Consider the following 18758-nt stretch of genomic DNA (forward strand, 5'->3'; position numbering starts at 1 on the left):
TAACCGGTTTGGTTCCTAATTAGATACGTTTTTGCAATTGATGAAGCATGTTTAACGCATCTAGTGGTGTCATTTCTAATAGATTCATTTTCTTCAATGTGTCAATGACACTTAATTCTTCTGTTGAAACTTCTTTAAATAATGAAAGTTGCTCGGTTTCTTCATGGACTTCTGAAACTTCTTCATGATGAACTGAACTTGGAATCGTTGTTTCTTCCGCTTCTAAAGCAGATAAAATGGTGGCTGCTCGTTCTAAAAGCGGGCTTGGTAAACCAGCGATTTTAGCAACATGTATCCCATAGCTCTTATCAGCAGGTCCTTCCATCATTTTATGAAGAAAGACCACTTCGCCATCTTTTTCGACAGCGCCCACGTGAATATTCTTCAAGCCTTTTAAGGTTTCATCTAGAACAGTTAGTTCATGATAATGTGTAGAGAATAGCGTTTTGGCTTGTACTTCACGATGGATATATTCAATGATGGCTTGCGCTAGCGCCATTCCATCATAGGTTGCCGTGCCGCGTCCTAATTCATCAAATAAAATTAGGCTGTTAGGCGTGGCATGCCGCAGTGCTTGGTTGGCTTCCATCATTTCTACCATAAAGGTACTTTGCCCTGCAATTAGATCATCAGAGGCCCCAATCCGTGTAAAAATTTGATCGAAAATTGGCATTTCAGCACTTTCCGCTGGTACAAAACAGCCAATTTGCGCCATGACCACCGTCAAAGCCAATTGACGCATGTAGGTACTTTTCCCTGACATGTTTGGTCCAGTAATCAAGAGAATATCTGTTTCTGGGTTCATGCGGATACTGTTTGGAATGTATTCTTGGTGCCCTAAAACTTTTTCCACGACTGGGTGTCGTCCTTCGACAATCGCCAAATTTTTCGTGTTACTTCTTAACGTTGGTCGAACGTATTGATACCGTTCACTAATTGTTGCAAAAGATTGTAAAACATCAACCGCACTAATGGTTTTAGCCAGTGTTTGCAACCGATCAATGTTCGTTTTCACTTGTTCTCTCACGGCCAAGAACAATTGATATTCTAGTTCAACTGATTTTTCTTCAGCTTCTAAGATTAAACGTTCTAATTCTTTTAGCTCTGGCGTAATAAAGCGCTCCGCATTGGCTAATGTTTGCTTACGCTCGTATTTTCCTTCTTCTAAATTCGCTAAATTTGACTTAGTGATTTCAATAAAATAACCAAAGACCCGATTGTAGCCAATCTTCAAGTTTTTAATCCCTGTTTCTTGGCGTTCTTTCGCTTCTAACTCCGCTAACCATTGCTTACCATTGCGCATGGCATCACGGTATTCATCTAATTGGTCGTTATAGCCGTCTTTAATAACATTTCCTTCAGTAATTTGTAAAGGGGCTTCTTCATTAATCGCCGTCGCAATCAATGCCACTAAATCTTCAACGGGGTTTAAGTCGACTAACAAATCATCCCATTCCCCTTGATTGATCCCGACAATTAACTGTCGAATCGTTGGTACTTGTTCTAAAGAGGTCCGTAATTGAATTAAATCACGCCCATTCACGCTGCCGAATGCCACGCGTCCTGCTAACCGCTCTAAATCATACACGTTAGTCAATGCTGCTTGCAAATCCAAGCGTTCAAAATAGGCATTTAATAAGGATTGCACCATTTCTTGACGCGTCTTAATTTGACGTTCCTGAATCAGCGGACGATCCAACCATTGTTTTAATAAACGGCCGCCCATAGCTGTTTTCGTTTCATCTAATAGCCACAAAAGAGTCCCTTTTTTCTGTCCTGTTCGAATCGACTGACTCAATTCTAAATTGAATTTAGAATAATGATCCATTTTCAAGAAATGATCTGGCTGATATTCCACAGCTTTCTGAATATGGGACAAGCTCCGCTTTTGGGTAACGGATAAATAAGATAATAACTTGCCTGTAATTTCAATTTCTAATGGATTAATCAGTTCATTGGTTAAAAAACTAAACTCGGCATTTTCTTCCACCGTTTCTTGTGTCGAAAAGATGATATTTAAACGTAAACTTAAGTTCTCTTTTAACGATTCAGGAATCCCTGAACCTAGGACCATTTCTTTTGTTTGCAACGCAGAAGCTTCGTTTAAAACGCCCTCTTCATCAGCCAAGACTGCTGTTTTTAATTCGCCTGTACTCAAGTCTACATAGGCAAAACCGAACTGATTACCATCTGTTAGCACAGCGGTTAAGTAATTATTGTCTTTGGCTTCCAAGCCTTTACTATTCATCACCGTTCCTGGCGTTACCAACTGGACCACTTCTCGTTTGACCATGCCCTTGGTAGTCTTTGGATCTTCCACTTGCTCACAAATCGCTACTTTATAGCCTTGCTCAATCAACGTATCAATATAGCCTTGCGCGGCATGATAAGGAACGCCACACATAGGAATCGGATCATCCGCATTGCGGTTACGACTGGTTAACGTCAATTCTAAGATTTGCGCTGCATTGATAGCATCTTCATAAAATAACTCATAAAAATCACCTAAGCGATAAAATAAAAACGCATCCTTGTATTGGGCCTTAATGGATAAATATTGTTCCATCATGGGTGTATTTTTTGTCTTTTGTGGCATTTAATTCCCTTCCTTCTCTAGCTCTTCGTTCACGCGGTATTGAATGAGCGCCGTGACATGTTGGACTAAGTCATTGGCTTCGATCAGTTGTTCGCGGTAGGCTACAACGAGTGGGTGCTCATCAAATTCTTTTGTTTTCGCATCAGCTCGTTGAATGGCTTCTTTTTCAGCAGTTGGTTTGCCATAGTGAGCAAATTGAACCGCATCTTTTTGCGCAGCTTTAATTTCTTCCACTAATTCTGTCAGCTTTTTGTTTTTCTTTACCTTTTCTTCAATCGCTTGGTAGCGCTGAATGACTTCATCTTGTCCAATTAAATGTAACAATTTTTCTAATTCTTTATTACTTTGTGCATCTAAATTCAACGGCTCCATTTTTTTCACCTTCATCTTTCACCGGCACTTTTTCTATAAGAGCAGAAAAAGTTAACCTCTTAATGATCCGAGATTAACTTTTCTTCTATTATTCTTGAAACGGGCGATCTTCGCTAATCTGAATCGGCTCAATCATTTTCGCTTGGCCCGTTTGGTCATCAATCTCTAAAATACAGGCAGATAAAATCGTCCGCCCTGTTTCGACTACCTCAAAGCGCTTCGGCAATGCTGTCATAAACTTCTCAATAATCGGTTCACGCTTCATTCCTAGAATCCCATCATAAGGACCGGTCATACCGACATCACTTAAGAAGGCTGTCCCTTTCGGTAAAATCCGAGCGTCATTTGTTTGAACATGCGTATGTGTTCCAACAACGGCTGAAACTTGGCCATCTAAAAACCAGCTCATGGCTTGTTTTTCACTCGTCGTTTCGCCATGAAAATCCACAAAAATGAGCGGTGTCCGTTTGCGAGCGATAGCCACTAGCTCGGCGGCTTTCTTGAAAGGATCTTCCAATGGCACCATAAATGTGCGGGCCTGTAAATTAATCACCGCTAGTTCCAATTGATTGACTTTCACAAAAACCATTCCTTGACCAGGCACATCTTCTGGAAAGTTCGCTGGACGAACCATTTTCTTCGCATCATCAATGAATTCAAAGATATCCTTGTTGTCCCACGTGTGGTTACCCATCGTAACAACATCGACACCATCTTGCAAAAATTTCTTATAAATCTTGCCAGTAATCCCCCGACCAGATGCCGCATTTTCACCATTGGCAATGGTCACTTGTGGACGATATTTCTTCTTTAATTTAGGGACATACGTTGCTAGGGCTTCTCTTCCTAAAGAACCGACAACATCTCCTATAAATAATATACGCAAAAAGGTTCCTCTTCTCTTTTTAACATCTCTTGTTTATTATAGTTGTTTTCGCTTTGAAAAGAAAGTTTTGGTTTTAAAAGATTAAAAAAAGTGTCTCAACGAACAATCCTTGCAATTGTTCGTTGAGACACTACACGCGATACTTATTCGCTTTTTATTTTATTTCGCATAGTCTACGGCACGTGTTTCACGGATAACCGTTACTTTGATATGTCCTGGATAATCCAAGTCATCTTCAATTTTCTTCCGAATGTCTCGAACTAAACGAACAGATTCTAAATCAGAAATTTCTTCTGGTTTCACCATGACACGAACTTCACGTCCTGCTTGAACAGCAAAACTTGAATCAACGCCTTCAAAACTATTAGAAATATTTTCTAAGTTTTCTAAGCGGCGAATGTAGTTTTCTAACGATTCACTACGTGCACCTGGACGGGCTGCAGATAACGCATCTGCGGCTGCCACTAAAACAGAAATAACTGAGGTTGCTTCCACATCACCATGATGCGAGGCAATGGCATTAATAACTACTGAATTTTCTTTATATTTCGCAGCTAATTCTGCGCCAATCTCAACGTGAGAACCTTCAATTTCATGATCCAATGCTTTCCCAATATCATGTAGTAAACCTGCACGTTTGGCTAATTGAACATCTTCGCCTAATTCGGCGGCTAAAACGCCAGCTAGTTTTGCTACTTCGATTGAATGGTTCAAGACATTTTGACCATAACTTGTTCTGAAACGTAAACGGCCTAAAATTTTAATTAAATCAGGATGTAACGTATGAGCACCTACTTCAAAGGCTGCTTGTTCTCCGTATTCACGAATCCGTTCATCCATTTCTTTACGTGATTTTTCTACCATTTCTTCGATACGAGCGGGATGAATCCGACCATCTTGGATTAATTTTTCCAAGGTCATTCGAGCAATTTCTCGTCTGATTGGATCAAATCCGGATAACACAACCGCTTCTGGCGTATCATCAATGATTAAGTCAATCCCTGTTAATGTTTCCAATGTACGAATATTACGTCCTTCACGACCAATAATGCGACCTTTCATCTCATCATTTGGTAAAGTGACCACGGAAACAGTTGTTTCAGAAACAGAATCGGCGGCGCAACGTTGAATTGCTAGGGAAAGCAAGTTCTTCGCTTTGCGATCAGATTCTTCTTTGGCACGTTGTTCTGACTCCTTGACCATCAAGGTTAGTTCATGATTCAACTCTTCTTCTGTTGACTTCATAATAATCGATTTTGCTTCTTCTTTTGAAAGGGAAGCAATTCGTTCTAATTCTTGATGTTGCTGATTAATTAAGTTTTCTACTTCTTTTTCTCGCTCATCAATTAATTGCTGTCTAGCACCAAGTTTCTCTTCTTTTTCTTCCAGTGAGCCTTCACGTTTTTCAAGAGAGTCATCTTTACGATCCAACGTTTGTTCCCGTTGAATTAAACGATTTTCTTGAGATTTAAGTTCTAATCTGCTTTCTTTCAACTCACTTTCAATTTCTGAACGATACTTCTGGTTCTCTTCCTTAGCTTCTAGCAATGCTTCTTTTTTCAGTGTTTCTGATTCTTTCCGAGCGTTCTCGAGAATACTCGACGCTGAAATTTTTGCACCATTTATTGCTTTATCATGACGTGACTTTGCAATAACAAATCCTAAACCAAGACCGACAATCAAACCGACGATAGCGAGGAGAATATTTAAAACCATATTTCCACCTCCATACTATCTTTTTGTTAATTCATATCTTGTAGTTTTTTGATAAACTAAAATCAATTATCAATATGCCTACTTGCATATTTGTGCATACACACAATTTTATTCTAATGTTTGTCGCGAAAGGTGTCAACTTAAAAAAGCCCTTTCTTTTGGAAAGGGCAGCAAATATTAGACAACGTCACATTTTTAGGTTTCCGCCGTCACAAATTGTTTAAATTTTAGAACAAACGCCGCATAGTCTGCTGTTTGACTAAGCTGCTTGATGTGGATGGGTTCGGACATGGACAACAGTCTATTTAACAATTTAGTTCTAAACAAAGAAAGACAACACCTGTCCTGTTCAGTAAGTGTTGTCTTTCTTCTTAACGAGTCGTATTCACTCGTTATTTATTCATCTAAGGGTAATTCTTCTTGACCTTCTGCTTCTTCTGTAATGGTTGAACCGTCACCGATGCCATATGCATCACGGACCAATTTAGACACTTCTGCCATCATTTCAGGATGATCCGCCATGTATTGTTTGGCATTTTCACGGCCTTGGCCAATTCGTTCTTCTTTGTAGCCATACCAAGCACCACTTTTGCTGATAAGGTCTTTTTCCACAGCCATATCTAGTAATTCGCCTTCTTGGGAAATCCCTTGGCCATACATGATATCAACTTCTGCCACTTTAAATGGTGGCGCCACTTTGTTTTTAACGACTTTAATTTTTGTGCGGTTACCGACGATGTCTGTTCCTTGTTTTAACTGTTCTGCACGACGGACTTCTAGACGAACCGTTGCGTAGAATTTCAATGCACGTCCACCAGGAGTTGTTTCAGGATTTCCGAACATCACGCCAACTTTTTCACGAATTTGGTTAATGAAAATAGCAATTGTTTTTGTCTTATTAATTGAGCCTGATAATTTACGTAGTGCTTGAGACATTAGTCGAGCTTGTAAGCCGACATGGCTCGCTCCCATCTCACCATCAATCTCTGCACGAGGAACTAACGCAGCAACCGAGTCGATGACAACAATGTCAATCGCACCACTTGAAACTAAGGCATCGGCAATCTCTAAGCCTTGCTCGCCCGTATCTGGTTGAGATAAAAGTAATTCATCGATGTTAACGCCTAGTTTCTCCGCATATTGAGGATCCAATGCATGCTCAGCATCGATAAAAGCGGCTGTTCCACCATTTCGTTGCACTTCTGCAATTGCGTGTAAAGAAACAGTTGTTTTACCTGAACTCTCAGGACCATATACTTCAATAATTCGGCCACGTGGATACCCACCTACGCCCAATGCAACATCTAACGCTAAAGAACCACTAGGGATAGTTGAAATTTTTTGATCAGCTTTTTCGCCTAATTTCATAATAGAGCCTTTCCCAAAGTTCTTTTCAATTTTTTTCAGTGCGGCATCTAAAGCCACTTTACGATCATCTGCCAATGGATAATCCTCCTTTAATTTATATAAACTTATTTTTCATTTCCTGTTAGTAGGTCTATCATATCTCTTTTGTACCAAAAAAGCAAGAAAAAGCCGAACAAACATTCGCATATTTATTTTTTATTAATGATTCGGCGCCGCAAAAGATCTAACCCTCGCATAACCGCACTCTGTCTAATATAATTTCGGTCACGGTTAAAATGGAAACATTCTGCAACGGTTGGTTGGCCTTCTTCCGCCAGCCCAATCCAAACAGTGCCTGTCGGTTGACCTTCGATTGGGTCACCAGCGACCCCAGTAAATGATAAACCATAGTTAGATTTAGCTAACTGACGCGCTTTCTCTGCCATTTCTTTGGCACACGCTTCACTTACCGTGCCATGTTCTTCTAAAAGTTCATGAGAAATTCCTAAAAAGTTCTCTTTTGTTTCTTGCGAATACGTCACGAAGCCTCCCTTAAAAATCTTCGAAGCACCCGCAATTTCCCCCAGTGTACTTTGGAATAGGCCAGCAGTGAGGCTCTCAGCAGCCGTGACGGTTTGTCCGTTTTGTAATAACAAATCCACTGTTACCTTGGCTAAACTATTGTCATCCCCATACCCATAAAAATAGTCTCCCACTTTAGCTAAAACCTTTTCTTCCGTCGCTGTTAATAATTCTTCGCCGGCTACTAAGTCTTTTGTTTTAACTGTTAAACGAAGTGTCACTTCATTAGGCTTAGCATAAGGCGCAATGGTTGGATTCGTTTGGTGCGCAATCAACGATTGAATCTCGGTCACCAGCTGTGATTCACCAATGCCATAAAAACGCAAGACTCTCGAAATCAATTGTTCTTCTTGTGGAAACGCATCAATCAATAAAGGTCGTGCCGCTTGTTGAAACATCGGAATTAATTCATTGGGCGGCCCTGGTAAGAGCAAATAGCTTGTTGTGCCTTCTGTTACGAAAGAACCAACCGCTAATCCTGTCGGGTTTTGAAGAACTTGTCCACCTTCAATGGCTAACACTTGTCGTAGATTATTTTCCGTCATTGGCCGCTTAGACTGTTGGAAAAACTGGTGCAAGCGGTTCAATCCTTCTTGATCTTCTACTAATGATTTATGAAGATGTTGTGCGACAACTTGCTTGGTTAAATCGTCTTCTGTAGGTCCTAGCCCTCCACAAAGGACAATTAAATCACTTCTTTGTTCTGCTTCTGTTAGTAGCGTTTCTAAGCGGCCGCCGTTATCGCCAACAACGGTCTGATAGTAAACATCGATGCCTAGCGCAGCTAACTCTTCTGATAAAAAGGTGGCGTTGGTATTCACTACTTGTCCAAGTAATAACTCTGTTCCGACTGCAATGATTTCTGCTTTCATTGATTTCCCCTTCTCTAATAACATACGTAGTTAAACTCACTTTCCATTTTAGCACAACAAAATTTTTACAAAAGAATTTGAGCTTCAGGAAATAATTTTTTTATCAGGAAATTTATTAATTATTACGAAAAAAATGTTCATTTTCTCACAATACATTGTATAATAACGTTATATCGAAAGGAGAGAAATGAATGAGTGTAGTATTAGTACTTTTGGGTCTATTAGGGTTACTTGTCAGCGGGGGTCTGACTATCAAAGCATTAATCAAGAAACAACCGAAAAAACAATATGGCTATGCCGCATTAGCAAGTGCCGCTCTATTTATTGGTGGGGTTGCCACGACAGATTCTTCCCCAACGCTTTCACTTGATGCAGAGAGTGTTGAAACCGATGCCAATGGCTCAGCCACCATCAAAGGCGAATACGACGGCAACAGCAAACTAACGGCCAATGGCAAGGAAGTAAAAACAAAAGACAAAACGTTTGCTTACAAAGTAAAACTGTCCGATGAAAAAACGCAAAAAATCACCTTTGTGGCTGAGAAGAAAGATACCAAAGTTGAAAAATCAGTCGAAGTCACACCATCAAAAGAATTTATTGCAAGCATCACAGATTCTGAACAAGAATTGGCCAAAACAGAAAAAGCCTTAGCTTACGCTGAAAAACAACCTTCTCAGAAAAACTATGATGAAGCCGCAACCTTAGTATCTTCATTAAGTCAAGAATACGAGGAATACAATGATCGCCTTGAAAAAATCAAAGAAGCAGTACCTGTTGATGAAGCAGTTACAACTGCTGAAAAATCTAAAAGTAAAAGCGATTATCAAGCAGCTGAAAAATTAGTAGCTGCTGCCCCAGTTGGTAAAGAAGGATTTCAACAACGATTAACGACTGTTCAAACCGCTATCGCTGAAAAAGAAAAAAATGAACAATTAGTCGCCAGTGCAACTGCCGCTGTTGAAAAAGCTGAACAAGAACCAACCAATGAAGCTTACTATAATGAAGCGGTCAAACAAATTGACGCTTTAAACTCCCCAAATCAAGCTTTAACAAAACGGGTAGCCGTTGTTAAAACTCAATTAGATGCCCACAAAGAAAAACAACGAAAAGAAGCAGAAGCTCAGAAACTAGCCGCTGAAAAAGCGCAAAAAGAACAAGCCGAAGCGGCAGCAAAAGCGCAAGCTGAAGCAGAGGCGCAACAAGCCGCACAGGCGCCTGCGGAAGTCGAGACGGCTGCTGCGGAAGCACCAAGCGGTAACGCCTTAATTAAAGGGTCACGTAATGGAATTTATCATGTACCTGGAAGTAGATATTATAATAGAACTACGAATCCAGTAGCTTGGTTCTCTACTGTTGAAGAAGCAGAAGCAGCAGGATACCGAGCACCCAAACAGTAAATACATTAGTAATAATTAATCAAACAAAAAAAAACATACTAAGATTAGAGGGTGAATTCATCGACGGGTGAATTTACCCTCTAATCTTAGTATGTTTTAATTTCTTCACTCATTCAAGTTTATAGAATACTTTGTTAAATAGATTCGTTTATATGCAAAACTTAAAAGTTTATAGCCTTTCTTTTCATACTATTTTTTGTTTTCAGATTTTTGTCACTACAATAAATTATTCTTTATAAATGGTGCCCTTATGACCTATTGAAAATATTTGTATCACAACTTTAGAATCACAAATATTAGCCAGTATTCGATAGTTTCCAATTCTATAGCGCTATTCAACAACTTCTCCATTTGCTCTTGAGAAATACCAATCTCTTTTTTCTCTTTGGAAATTTCCATTGCGTTTCGTAAGGTTTTTAAGTCAATTTCATCATCAAGAATTCTAAATGTTGTTGTTGATCAAAACATATAACTACCTCCATTCATACTTTATACTAAAAAAATACGGCCCGGTCAATACATCGTTAGTACACATAGGAGGAGCACCCCGGAACATCTGTACAGAAAATAGTGATAGTGATTACCTCTAAATCTGTAAAACGTTTATTTGAAGCAGCTTATAGAATTTTCAAGATATAAAACAAAATATATTTCTGAAACATTCATACAGAAATTAGCATGTGGTGTCCAACAGTTGTTATTGTCGAGTGGGAATAAAGAGCCAACATGATATGGATGGGGAGCGCCTATAAACCAACATCTTCCAGTTGCTAAAGAGCTTGATTTTCATAAAAAATGATATGGTTTCCTATCAAAAATCCCTTGCAAAATTAACGTTTGACAAGGGACTTTTCTTTTGTTTGCTGCTTTTTTAAGCCTTGGTTGACTGTTCCTGAATTTTATAGAGTTGAAAAACACTGTTTATTGGAATTTATATCAAACTTTTAAGTAAATTAGCTTCACTATATTATATTAAATACTCGTTACTAATGTTCGTAACCAAAATAAATTAATTGCACAGCAAAGAACATAATAAAACTCGATGATTACTTTGGCAAAACTACATTCTTTTAACAAGATTAAATTCTTCTTTTCTATCATACAATGCCACACATTGATTAAATTTATAATCATATTTAATATTAAGCATATTCTTTCTAATTAAATTATCAAAGTCTAAAATAGTTGTACAAGTTTTTTCTTCTCCACATACGCCACATCTATGTGTATTACTTTCTCTAATCAAGTCTTTGCTTTCATCCTTATAGACTGCAGCAACAGCATTTATTCTGTTATCTGCCCTATCCTCTAAAGAGTATCTCAAGCATTACATCTCATTATATAAAGAATAATATACTTTTTGCATTTCTAACAATTGTTCGTGATTACCTTCCTCTACAACTCTACCCTTATCTAAAACAATTATCCTATCCATATTTTTTATTGTATTCAACCTATGTGCCACAATCACACTAGTTTTACAATTATTTAAAATATAATCCATTATTTTTTTTTCTGATACATTATCTAATGAGCTAGTCGGTTCATCCATAATAATTACATCTGGATTTTTTAATAAGCATCTTGCAATGGAAATCTTCTGTTTTTGACCTCCAGAAAGATTCATTCCATTTTCTGATATTATTGTATTCAATCCGAGCATATCATTATCTACCAGTTCGTTTATTCCTGTAGCAGTCAATACTTCTTTAACAACAATAGGCGATTCGTCACCTACCATCAAATTTTCCTCTAGCGTATTACCAAATACTATTGAACTTTGTGTTACATATCCAACTTTATTTCTCAAACTACTTTTATCAAAACTAGATATTTCTTCATTATTATAAATAACCTGTCCTTCACTAGGAATAAACAATCCACAAATTAGTTTTAAGAGTGTACTTTTTCCACTTCCACTTTTACCAACTATTGCAACTTTCTCTCCTTTTTTTATTTCTAAATTCACACTTGAAATTACATTCTTTTCGAATTCTGAAAAAGAAAAGTTTACATTATTCATTTTTAAATTTTCAAATCTTTCAAACTTCTTTTTACCATTAATTTCATTATAGAAATCTGTGTTTGTGACGTCTGATATTTGGTTAAGATATGATTTCAAAATTAAAATTTGAGAAATAGAACCAATCATCGTAGAAAATGGTTCAATAAAATATGCTATCAAGGTTGTAAAACCAATTAGTTGACCTAAAGACATTTGGTTCGCCTGAACTTCATGTATACCAAAAAAAAGAATAATAATAGGTAAAGTAAAAAGTAGCGTAGTAGAAATTCCGGATAACCATGCTGCTGCTTTTCCTTGTTGACTCAAACTTTTCAAACTGTTACTAAATATGTTAGACCACCTTGTAAAAAAAACCTTCTCTTTTCCTAAGGATTTTATTGTTTCCATTCCAGAAAATATTTCAACATACAAGGATTGAATTTCACTTTGGTACTCTATAACTCTTCCATTGATTTTATAATTTATTTTAGAATATGTTAGGGAATTAATTAATATTAATAAACAAAATATGATAGTAATTATTGTCAATTTACTTGAATAATTAGTTAAATAAATGAAATATACAATCATAAATAAATAATCTATGATATTTTCGATTGTATTTTTTGAAAGCATTTGCTGAACCATAGTGATTAAATTAGCTTTATAAATCATTGAACCTGATGATCTGTTCACAAAAAAATTTAACGACTTTATAAAAACTTTTTCCATAAATTTATTAGATAATTTTTTACTCCAGCTAAGTTGCAATTTCGTTAACAATAAACTATAAGAGACTGTTATCAAGTAATATATTCCTGCTATTAAAATCGTTCCCCCTATTAAAGTAGCTAAAGACAAATTTGCTAATATCTGATAATTATCTATTAACCTTTGAGTCAAAACAGGAACTATCAATGATAACATCTTAGATAAAAAAATTACAAATATCATAAGTATAATTATCGATTTTGTACTACGTAATAGACTACAAATTAACTCTTTGGTCTTGTTTTTCAAATTTATTTTAATTTCTTTTTTTCCATCATTATAATTAATTTCTTTAAACACAAGCGCATATAAGGAGAAATGTTCTTCAAATTCGTGTTTTGTGTAAACAACTTTTCCTAATTTTGGATCCATTACATAGAAATGACCTCTTTTATATTTATAAAAAACTACAAAATGGTTATTATCCCAAAAAAGAATAACTGGCTTTTTTTGATTTTTCAAATAGTCAGTATCATTTATTTTTATTCCATGATATATTAAACCAAATTTTTTCATAATATAATTCATATTCCCAAAAGTTAAACCACCTTTAGGACTTCCATATTTATCACGTAAATCATTTATAGTAACTCTAGATCCAAAAAAGTTTAAAATGCTTGTTACTACTGCTATACCACATTCACTATGCTCGTTTTGATAAACTACTTTTATATTTTTCATGAGTATTTACCTATATCTATCGAAATATTCTTCTAAACTATTACATGAAAATAACCCACTATTCTCCCAATACCTATATTCTGACAACGTTTCATTCTGTTTTGAAATAGATTTTTTCCAGTGTTGAAACGACATCTCCATACTTAAATTAGGTGAAATCTTTTGAGGATTACTTATATACTTTAGTCCTTCTCTTACAGATGCTTCTATTTCATTCTCAGAAATAGGATTACTCCTTATTGATATAATTTCTTGTACTCTAACCATTCCTAATCCATCACAAAAAGATTTCAAATAGTTGGAAGTTTGAATATGACCATTTCCATCTGACGTTACCACAGTGATACATGGTTTTTTTGCAAAATAAAACAAATGTGCTAAATGACAAAAACGATCAATGAAAAGTTTAATATCTGCAGATACATTAGCAAAATAAGTTGGACTCGCTAGAATAACAAGTGAAGCATTTTCTATCTTTGCTTTTATTTTTTTAGAATCATCTCTTTCATCTTGTTCATTTGTATCTGCTCCTTTTATAAACGCTAATCTAGGGCTATCGGAAAAATTTAGATTATAATCATAGGGAGTAATAATTTCAAACTCAAAAGAAGCATTCAAATCCTGAACCGTTTCTTTTATTCTATTTACTATGCTTAGAGTTTCACTATTTTTATCTCTTGAACCGATAATTGCTAGTATTTTTTTCATAATAATCTCCTCATAATTCATATTTTTAAACAAAAACTGACGGAACATTCTCTGGTTCTAATAGCTTAACCAAGGTATATGCAACACCAGATATGCCATTAAATAAACCAATATTATCAAACCCTTCAAACTCTCTTATTTGTATATATTCGTTTTTAATAATTTCAGAAATCATTTTGTTACCTATTTTTTTTGCATGTTCCAAATATTTATCAGAGTTTTCTAATAAATACAAATCAATATAAAATTGAATTATCCCACAATTACCATGACATAAACAGTCAGATTCCAAGTATTGATTTTTAATTTTTAATAGTAATCTTTGTTTTTCTTTATCAGATAATGCACTCTTAATATTATTTTTGTGAAGGTAAGATTGTCCCAATAGATAACCTAATATTCCATTACACCAAGATACAACATCTTCATTTTCCTGAACTAGAGAAATAGACATTCTTTCATTTAATTTTTTAATATATTCTAAATATTGCCTATCTTTGGTAACTTTATATAGTTCAACCATAGATATAAGTAAGCCTGAAATGCCATGACCTATACCAATATTTTTCATTACATTTGTATCTTTTTCAGCAAACATTATCAATTTGTTACCCAAAAAAATAGCGATTTCTAAATATTGATTATCTTTGGTTTTCTTATACACATCAATATATAATGGGATTATACCTCCATAACCTAATAACCAGTCTACTGTACCCTCACGTTCTAAAAAATTTTGAGAATTTTGCTGTAACAGGTTCAAATAATGTGTAATTCTTTCATAGTTAGTATCTTCTTTTTCGATTATAGAAAACAATTGTAAAAATGAATGAAACCCTACATAAGCACTATCTGTTTGCATAGTATCTAAAAGATCCATCGTAGTTTTCACTAAATAATCAAAATATCTTTGATATTTTACTTTTCCTGTTACTTTATATAACGATTTAAACAATGATGCAATTCCTATTAACCCATCATAAAAATTGACTTTTGAAGCACCTAAATCAAATTCATCAACTACACCATCATTTATAACCAACCAAGTCATATATTCTTCATTTTTGTCGATATAAGCTGAGTCAATTAGTTTTTCAGCTAATTTTTCAGCTATCTGTAGGTAACTATCCTCCTTACTTATTACTAAACTTGATACATCTTGTTTTACAACTCCCTCTTCACCTTTGATTTTCATCATAATAATCCCTATCTGTTTAGCAATATTTTCTGAATCAATATTTTTAATTTTATCAATTAAAAATATTCTAGGAGTATTTTCAAAAACATTTTGTATCCTAACTCCTTCTGAATTGTAGATACAATTCTCATCTAGCTTTGAAAAAAATATTGGGATATCATCAAAAACCATATCTTTATACTCTAATTGAGATATCTGTTTATTTTCATAAGGGAATGTATATAAATTTTCCAATATCTTTTCTAACTCAACAAAATCTTTTAAACAGTTTGGGTGTTTAGTAAACTCCAAAAATTGAGCATATGTGTTCGTATTTCTTGCTAATATTCTAATTGTATTATTTTCCATGCCTTCAATTAGATTCAGATATTCTTCTTTATTAACCAAAAAGAAGTCCATTACATTACTAAAACCAGCAATAATTTCTTTATAGTAATCTTGATAGTTAATAAGTTTATCCTTATAGAACACATTATTATTACTGCCTTCTAAAATGACATTCTCTAATACAAATTTTGCATTATCATTGTCTAAATTTTTTGGAACGTACATTTTTTTTTCTAATTTTTGAGTTTTCCCACTAAGCCCACTAATATCAACGCTATTTCCTTCTGAATCTAATTGCATTTTCCCCGGTAGCATAATACTAGACGATACAGAATTTCTAATAAACCCCACAATTTCACTGAATATATTTTCTTGTCTTCCTTCAAGTTTTATAGGAACCGAAAACAAAGTTTCATAGTCAACTATAACAGGATACTCTCCATGAGAAATTACATTTTCAAAATGAATATCACTACCATTAGTTAAATAGATTAATGCAATTAGCTGACCATATCGTTGATAAAATCTTTCAATTTCTTCTTCATTATTACAAGGTTCTTGCTCGATAAATTGAACAAAAGTGAATGTAGAATTATACAAAGATTTTGGGATATCCATATTTAAAAATCCATTACTATAAGAAAAGAACTTTATAATTTTCTGAAAATTCTTTTCTATATATAAGTTTCTGGGTTTATAAACAATTTTTCCCAAATTAAACTCTATAATAACAACACTTTTCCCTTTTTCATGAGTATCGCCTTTTTCAAATATCAAACTTTCTACATATATTTTTTCTTCTGTATCGAAGAATGTATCTTCAATTGAATCCCATGATTGAAATAAATTATTCAGAAATTCATTCATGAAATCAATAAAATATAAGGTTGTTATACTCAATTTTCTTGTCATTACTGGATATTTTTGATACAGATTCAACAATTTTTCTTTATCATCATACAAATCTATAAAATTTATAAATCTTTCTTTTGATGTTTCACCATGAAGTCCATTGCTATTTTTAATAAAATCCATTTCTAACACAAAGACTTTTAAACTTAGATTTATTAATCGACTAGCTAAACAATCGAAAATATTTTCTATAGCTTTTTCCGATAATTTATCCTGAAAATCAACAATTAAGCCGTTCTCTAGTTTTGTTAAAAATGGTCTGATTAATTTAACATAGGTACTAGGTAAGTTATTTTGATCCTCTATAGATGCTATCAAGCTATCGAAATCAGAGTACGTCACTCTGTCACTGTAAGAATCTATTTTAAAATTTTCGTCTATACAATGGTTAAATTCCTCTAGTTTCCAATTATTGATATTTAGAATCTTACTGAAAAGTTCACTATCCACAGTTGTTTTTCTATTAAGCCATCTTTGAATGTTGCTACTATTTTTATCATCAAATATTTTGTTCTTAATTAAACTCATTCTTTCCTCTATAGTTAATGCTTTCCCCTTGTCAAAACAGTTCATAAATCCCCCTCCTAAAGTATTATGTATATAATTATTGTTTTAAAAAATGTATGGAATTAAATTCGTTGAATTTAATTCCATACATTTCAAATTCCAACAAATAGAATGAAACATATATTTTTATTTCTACTTATCAATTAAAAACACTTTATTATCTGCACTTTGTAAAAGCAGACAATGTATACGATCCTACGAATGAACTTGCAGCACTTGCTACAGTGGCAGCAGAAAGAATAATTGTAGGTGAAATTCTAGCGTTATCGTTTCCACCAGCAATAAAGTTCATTTCTTCTTTTGATAAATCTTCAAATTTTTGACCTACTAACGAGTCTAATTGTTTTTCATCCAATATAATCTCTCCCTTTCATATTAAAAACATTTTTTAGTATATGAGACAAGACCACTAACAGCTGACAAAGCTGCAGAGCCAGCCGCTGATGCAACATAACTTGTGTATGGTGTGACAGGAGTAACAATAGTCGGAGAAATTCTAGCGTTATTATTTCCTCCAGCAATAAAGTTCATCTCTTCTTTGGATAAATCTTCAAATTGCATACCAACAATTTTTTCTGCTTCCATAATACAATCCCTTCCTTTCAAAAATTATATAGCGTGTTAACACATCTTCATGTTATCATGATAATATAAAAAATAAAGTACCATTTGTTATACATTTTACATATGCAAAACATATTATACAAATGGTTAATTCTTTTATCAACGGAGGTTTTTATGAATACTGGAGAAAAAATTCGAAAATATAGAATGGAAAAAAATCTGTCTCAAGTTGAACTTTCATCAATACTATTAGTTTCTAGACAAACAATTTCGAACTGGGAGAATGGACGAACTAGACCAGAAATGGAAAATTTAGTACTAATCAGTAATTTTTTTGATGTACCATTAGAGGTTTTTCTATCAGAAGATATCTCAGAAATTAAAAAGCAACACACCGAATTTACATTTACAGCTAAAATTATATTTATAATTTTTATTTCAATTTGTGTATTGATTTCAAGTATTTTCATGTCTATAAAAATGAGTAAATATTTTCTTGTTTTTCCTTTTTTGCTATTAAATATAATTTTTGCCTGTCTATTAACATTTTTTCTTAGGCAAACACCAGAGAAATCTTATTTAAAAAAATTCAACAAGTTGAACTTCTTATTTATTATTCTCATCATGGGTTTGATTAGTTTTTTCTCTATTTATTTCTTGCTAACTCTTTTAAATTAAAATGTAAAAAACCTTTATAGTCTTTACTAAATAAAACTATTACGCTATTAATCCTTCTTATTTTTGTATATGCTACACTTGTAACGTATATATTATTATCTGAAAGGAGCAATTGAAATGAGTAACGAAGTAAAAAAAATGATTTCTTTAACTTGGATTTTATTTTTAGTATCCATCGTAACAATGATTTCCATTGGTATTACTTTTAAATTTTGGGGGTTGAAAGGATTATTGATACCTGTTTTTGAATGTAGTTTAATAGCATATATAGGTTTCAAAATTGAAATAATAAGAAGAAGAATCAACATTAAGTCCTACAATGAATTGCTAAATATTCTACATTATGATTCTCTGAAATCTACAACTTCACCCTCAAGAAAAAATTTTTTCCTTGAAAAAAACCTGCTTGCTTTTCTAATCTCTTTTGTCTTTTTCCTATTAATCATTTCGATAAGCTTTGTAATATTTTGATAAAATTAAAATAGATAATTGTTTTGTCGATTTATTTTTAATGATCTTAATCTGACTTACTGTTTTTTTGTCAGGTCAAGATCATTTACACGTATAATTTACAAAAAA

At 34.1% G+C, this 18758-nt stretch carries 15 protein-coding genes and 2 pseudogenes; 3 read left to right on the forward strand and 14 right to left on the reverse strand.

All coding sequences use genetic code 11. From position 1 onward, the window contains the following. Positions 1–19 precede the first annotated feature (19 nt). The 6 genes from mutS to IGL42_RS12390 form a co-directional block, all read right to left on the reverse strand. Positions 20–2596: a DNA mismatch repair protein MutS gene (mutS, locus tag IGL42_RS12365; RefSeq protein ID WP_002359009.1), complete on the reverse strand. Its 2577-nt coding sequence runs from the start codon at positions 2594–2596 to the stop codon at positions 20–22. Continuing rightward, positions 2597–2983: a RicAFT regulatory complex protein RicA family protein gene (locus tag IGL42_RS12370; RefSeq protein ID WP_002359008.1), complete on the reverse strand. Its 387-nt coding sequence runs from the start codon at positions 2981–2983 to the stop codon at positions 2597–2599. 73 nt (positions 2984–3056) lie between these two features. After that, positions 3057–3854, reverse strand: a complete 798-nt coding sequence (locus IGL42_RS12375) for a TIGR00282 family metallophosphoesterase (RefSeq protein WP_002354864.1) — start codon at positions 3852–3854, stop codon at positions 3057–3059. Between the two features lie 159 nt (positions 3855–4013). Then, a complete protein-coding gene (gene rny, locus IGL42_RS12380) occupies positions 4014–5570 on the reverse strand; it encodes a ribonuclease Y (RefSeq protein WP_002354863.1) in 1557 nt (518 codons plus the stop codon). A 396-nt stretch (positions 5571–5966) separates the two neighbouring features. Then, a complete protein-coding gene (gene recA / locus IGL42_RS12385; protein WP_002354860.1) occupies positions 5967–7013 on the reverse strand; it encodes a recombinase RecA in 1047 nt (348 codons plus the stop codon). A gap of 113 nt (positions 7014–7126) precedes the next feature. Beyond that, a complete protein-coding gene (locus tag IGL42_RS12390; protein WP_010710870.1) occupies positions 7127–8371 on the reverse strand; it encodes a competence/damage-inducible protein A in 1245 nt (414 codons plus the stop codon). A 191-nt stretch (positions 8372–8562) separates the two neighbouring features. Between IGL42_RS12390 and IGL42_RS12395 the strand changes: the two genes are divergently transcribed. Next, entirely contained in the window at positions 8563–9768 is a 1206-nt protein-coding gene (locus IGL42_RS12395) for a hypothetical protein (protein ID WP_002367468.1), read from the forward strand. Positions 9769–9994: 226 nt separating this feature from the next. Here the strand turns inward: IGL42_RS12395 and IGL42_RS12400 are convergent. From IGL42_RS12400 to IGL42_RS12435, 8 genes and pseudogenes are all read right to left on the reverse strand, one after another. Beyond that, a pseudogene (locus IGL42_RS12400) lies at positions 9995–10099 on the reverse strand (type II toxin-antitoxin system RelE family toxin); the annotation flags it as partial. Between the two features lie 2 nt (positions 10100–10101). Continuing rightward, positions 10102–10206 (reverse strand): annotated as a pseudogene (locus IGL42_RS12405) (type II toxin-antitoxin system RelB family antitoxin); the annotation flags it as partial. A 622-nt stretch (positions 10207–10828) separates the two neighbouring features. Next, the gene (locus IGL42_RS12410; RefSeq protein WP_002396818.1) at positions 10829–11092 is read right to left on the reverse strand and encodes a hypothetical protein; all 264 of its coding nucleotides are present in this window, start codon (positions 11090–11092) and stop codon (positions 10829–10831) included. Between the two features lie 3 nt (positions 11093–11095). Beyond that, positions 11096–13225: a peptidase domain-containing ABC transporter gene (locus IGL42_RS12415; protein WP_002424924.1), complete on the reverse strand. Its 2130-nt coding sequence runs from the start codon at positions 13223–13225 to the stop codon at positions 11096–11098. 6 nt (positions 13226–13231) lie between these two features. Continuing rightward, positions 13232–13933, reverse strand: a complete 702-nt coding sequence (locus IGL42_RS12420) for a flavodoxin family protein (protein ID WP_010710868.1) — start codon at positions 13931–13933, stop codon at positions 13232–13234. 25 nt (positions 13934–13958) lie between these two features. Beyond that, positions 13959–16943 carry a type 2 lanthipeptide synthetase LanM gene (gene lanM, locus IGL42_RS12425; RefSeq protein WP_185776382.1) on the reverse strand — a complete coding sequence of 995 codons (2985 nt, stop codon included), beginning with the start codon at positions 16941–16943 and terminating at the stop codon, positions 13959–13961. A 151-nt stretch (positions 16944–17094) separates the two neighbouring features. Beyond that, on the reverse strand, positions 17095–17292 hold the full coding sequence (locus tag IGL42_RS12430; RefSeq protein ID WP_002396812.1) for a lichenicidin A2 family type 2 lantibiotic: 198 nt from the start codon (positions 17290–17292) through the stop codon (positions 17095–17097). Between the two features lie 20 nt (positions 17293–17312). Further along, complete coding sequence (locus IGL42_RS12435; RefSeq protein ID WP_002401134.1) at positions 17313–17522, reverse strand: lichenicidin A2 family type 2 lantibiotic; 210 nt, start codon at positions 17520–17522, stop codon at positions 17313–17315. A 153-nt stretch (positions 17523–17675) separates the two neighbouring features. Between IGL42_RS12435 and IGL42_RS12440 the strand changes: the two genes are divergently transcribed. Then, positions 17676–18179 (forward strand): helix-turn-helix domain-containing protein, encoded by a 504-nt coding sequence (locus tag IGL42_RS12440; protein WP_002424923.1) that lies wholly within the window; start codon positions 17676–17678, stop codon positions 18177–18179. 117 nt (positions 18180–18296) lie between these two features. Then, positions 18297–18650 (forward strand): hypothetical protein, encoded by a 354-nt coding sequence (locus IGL42_RS12445; RefSeq protein WP_002407847.1) that lies wholly within the window; start codon positions 18297–18299, stop codon positions 18648–18650. Positions 18651–18758 lie beyond the last annotated feature (108 nt).

It is taken from the genome of Enterococcus sp. DIV0712 (assembly GCF_050554855.1).
Taxonomy (GTDB): domain Bacteria; phylum Bacillota; class Bacilli; order Lactobacillales; family Enterococcaceae; genus Enterococcus; species Enterococcus faecalis.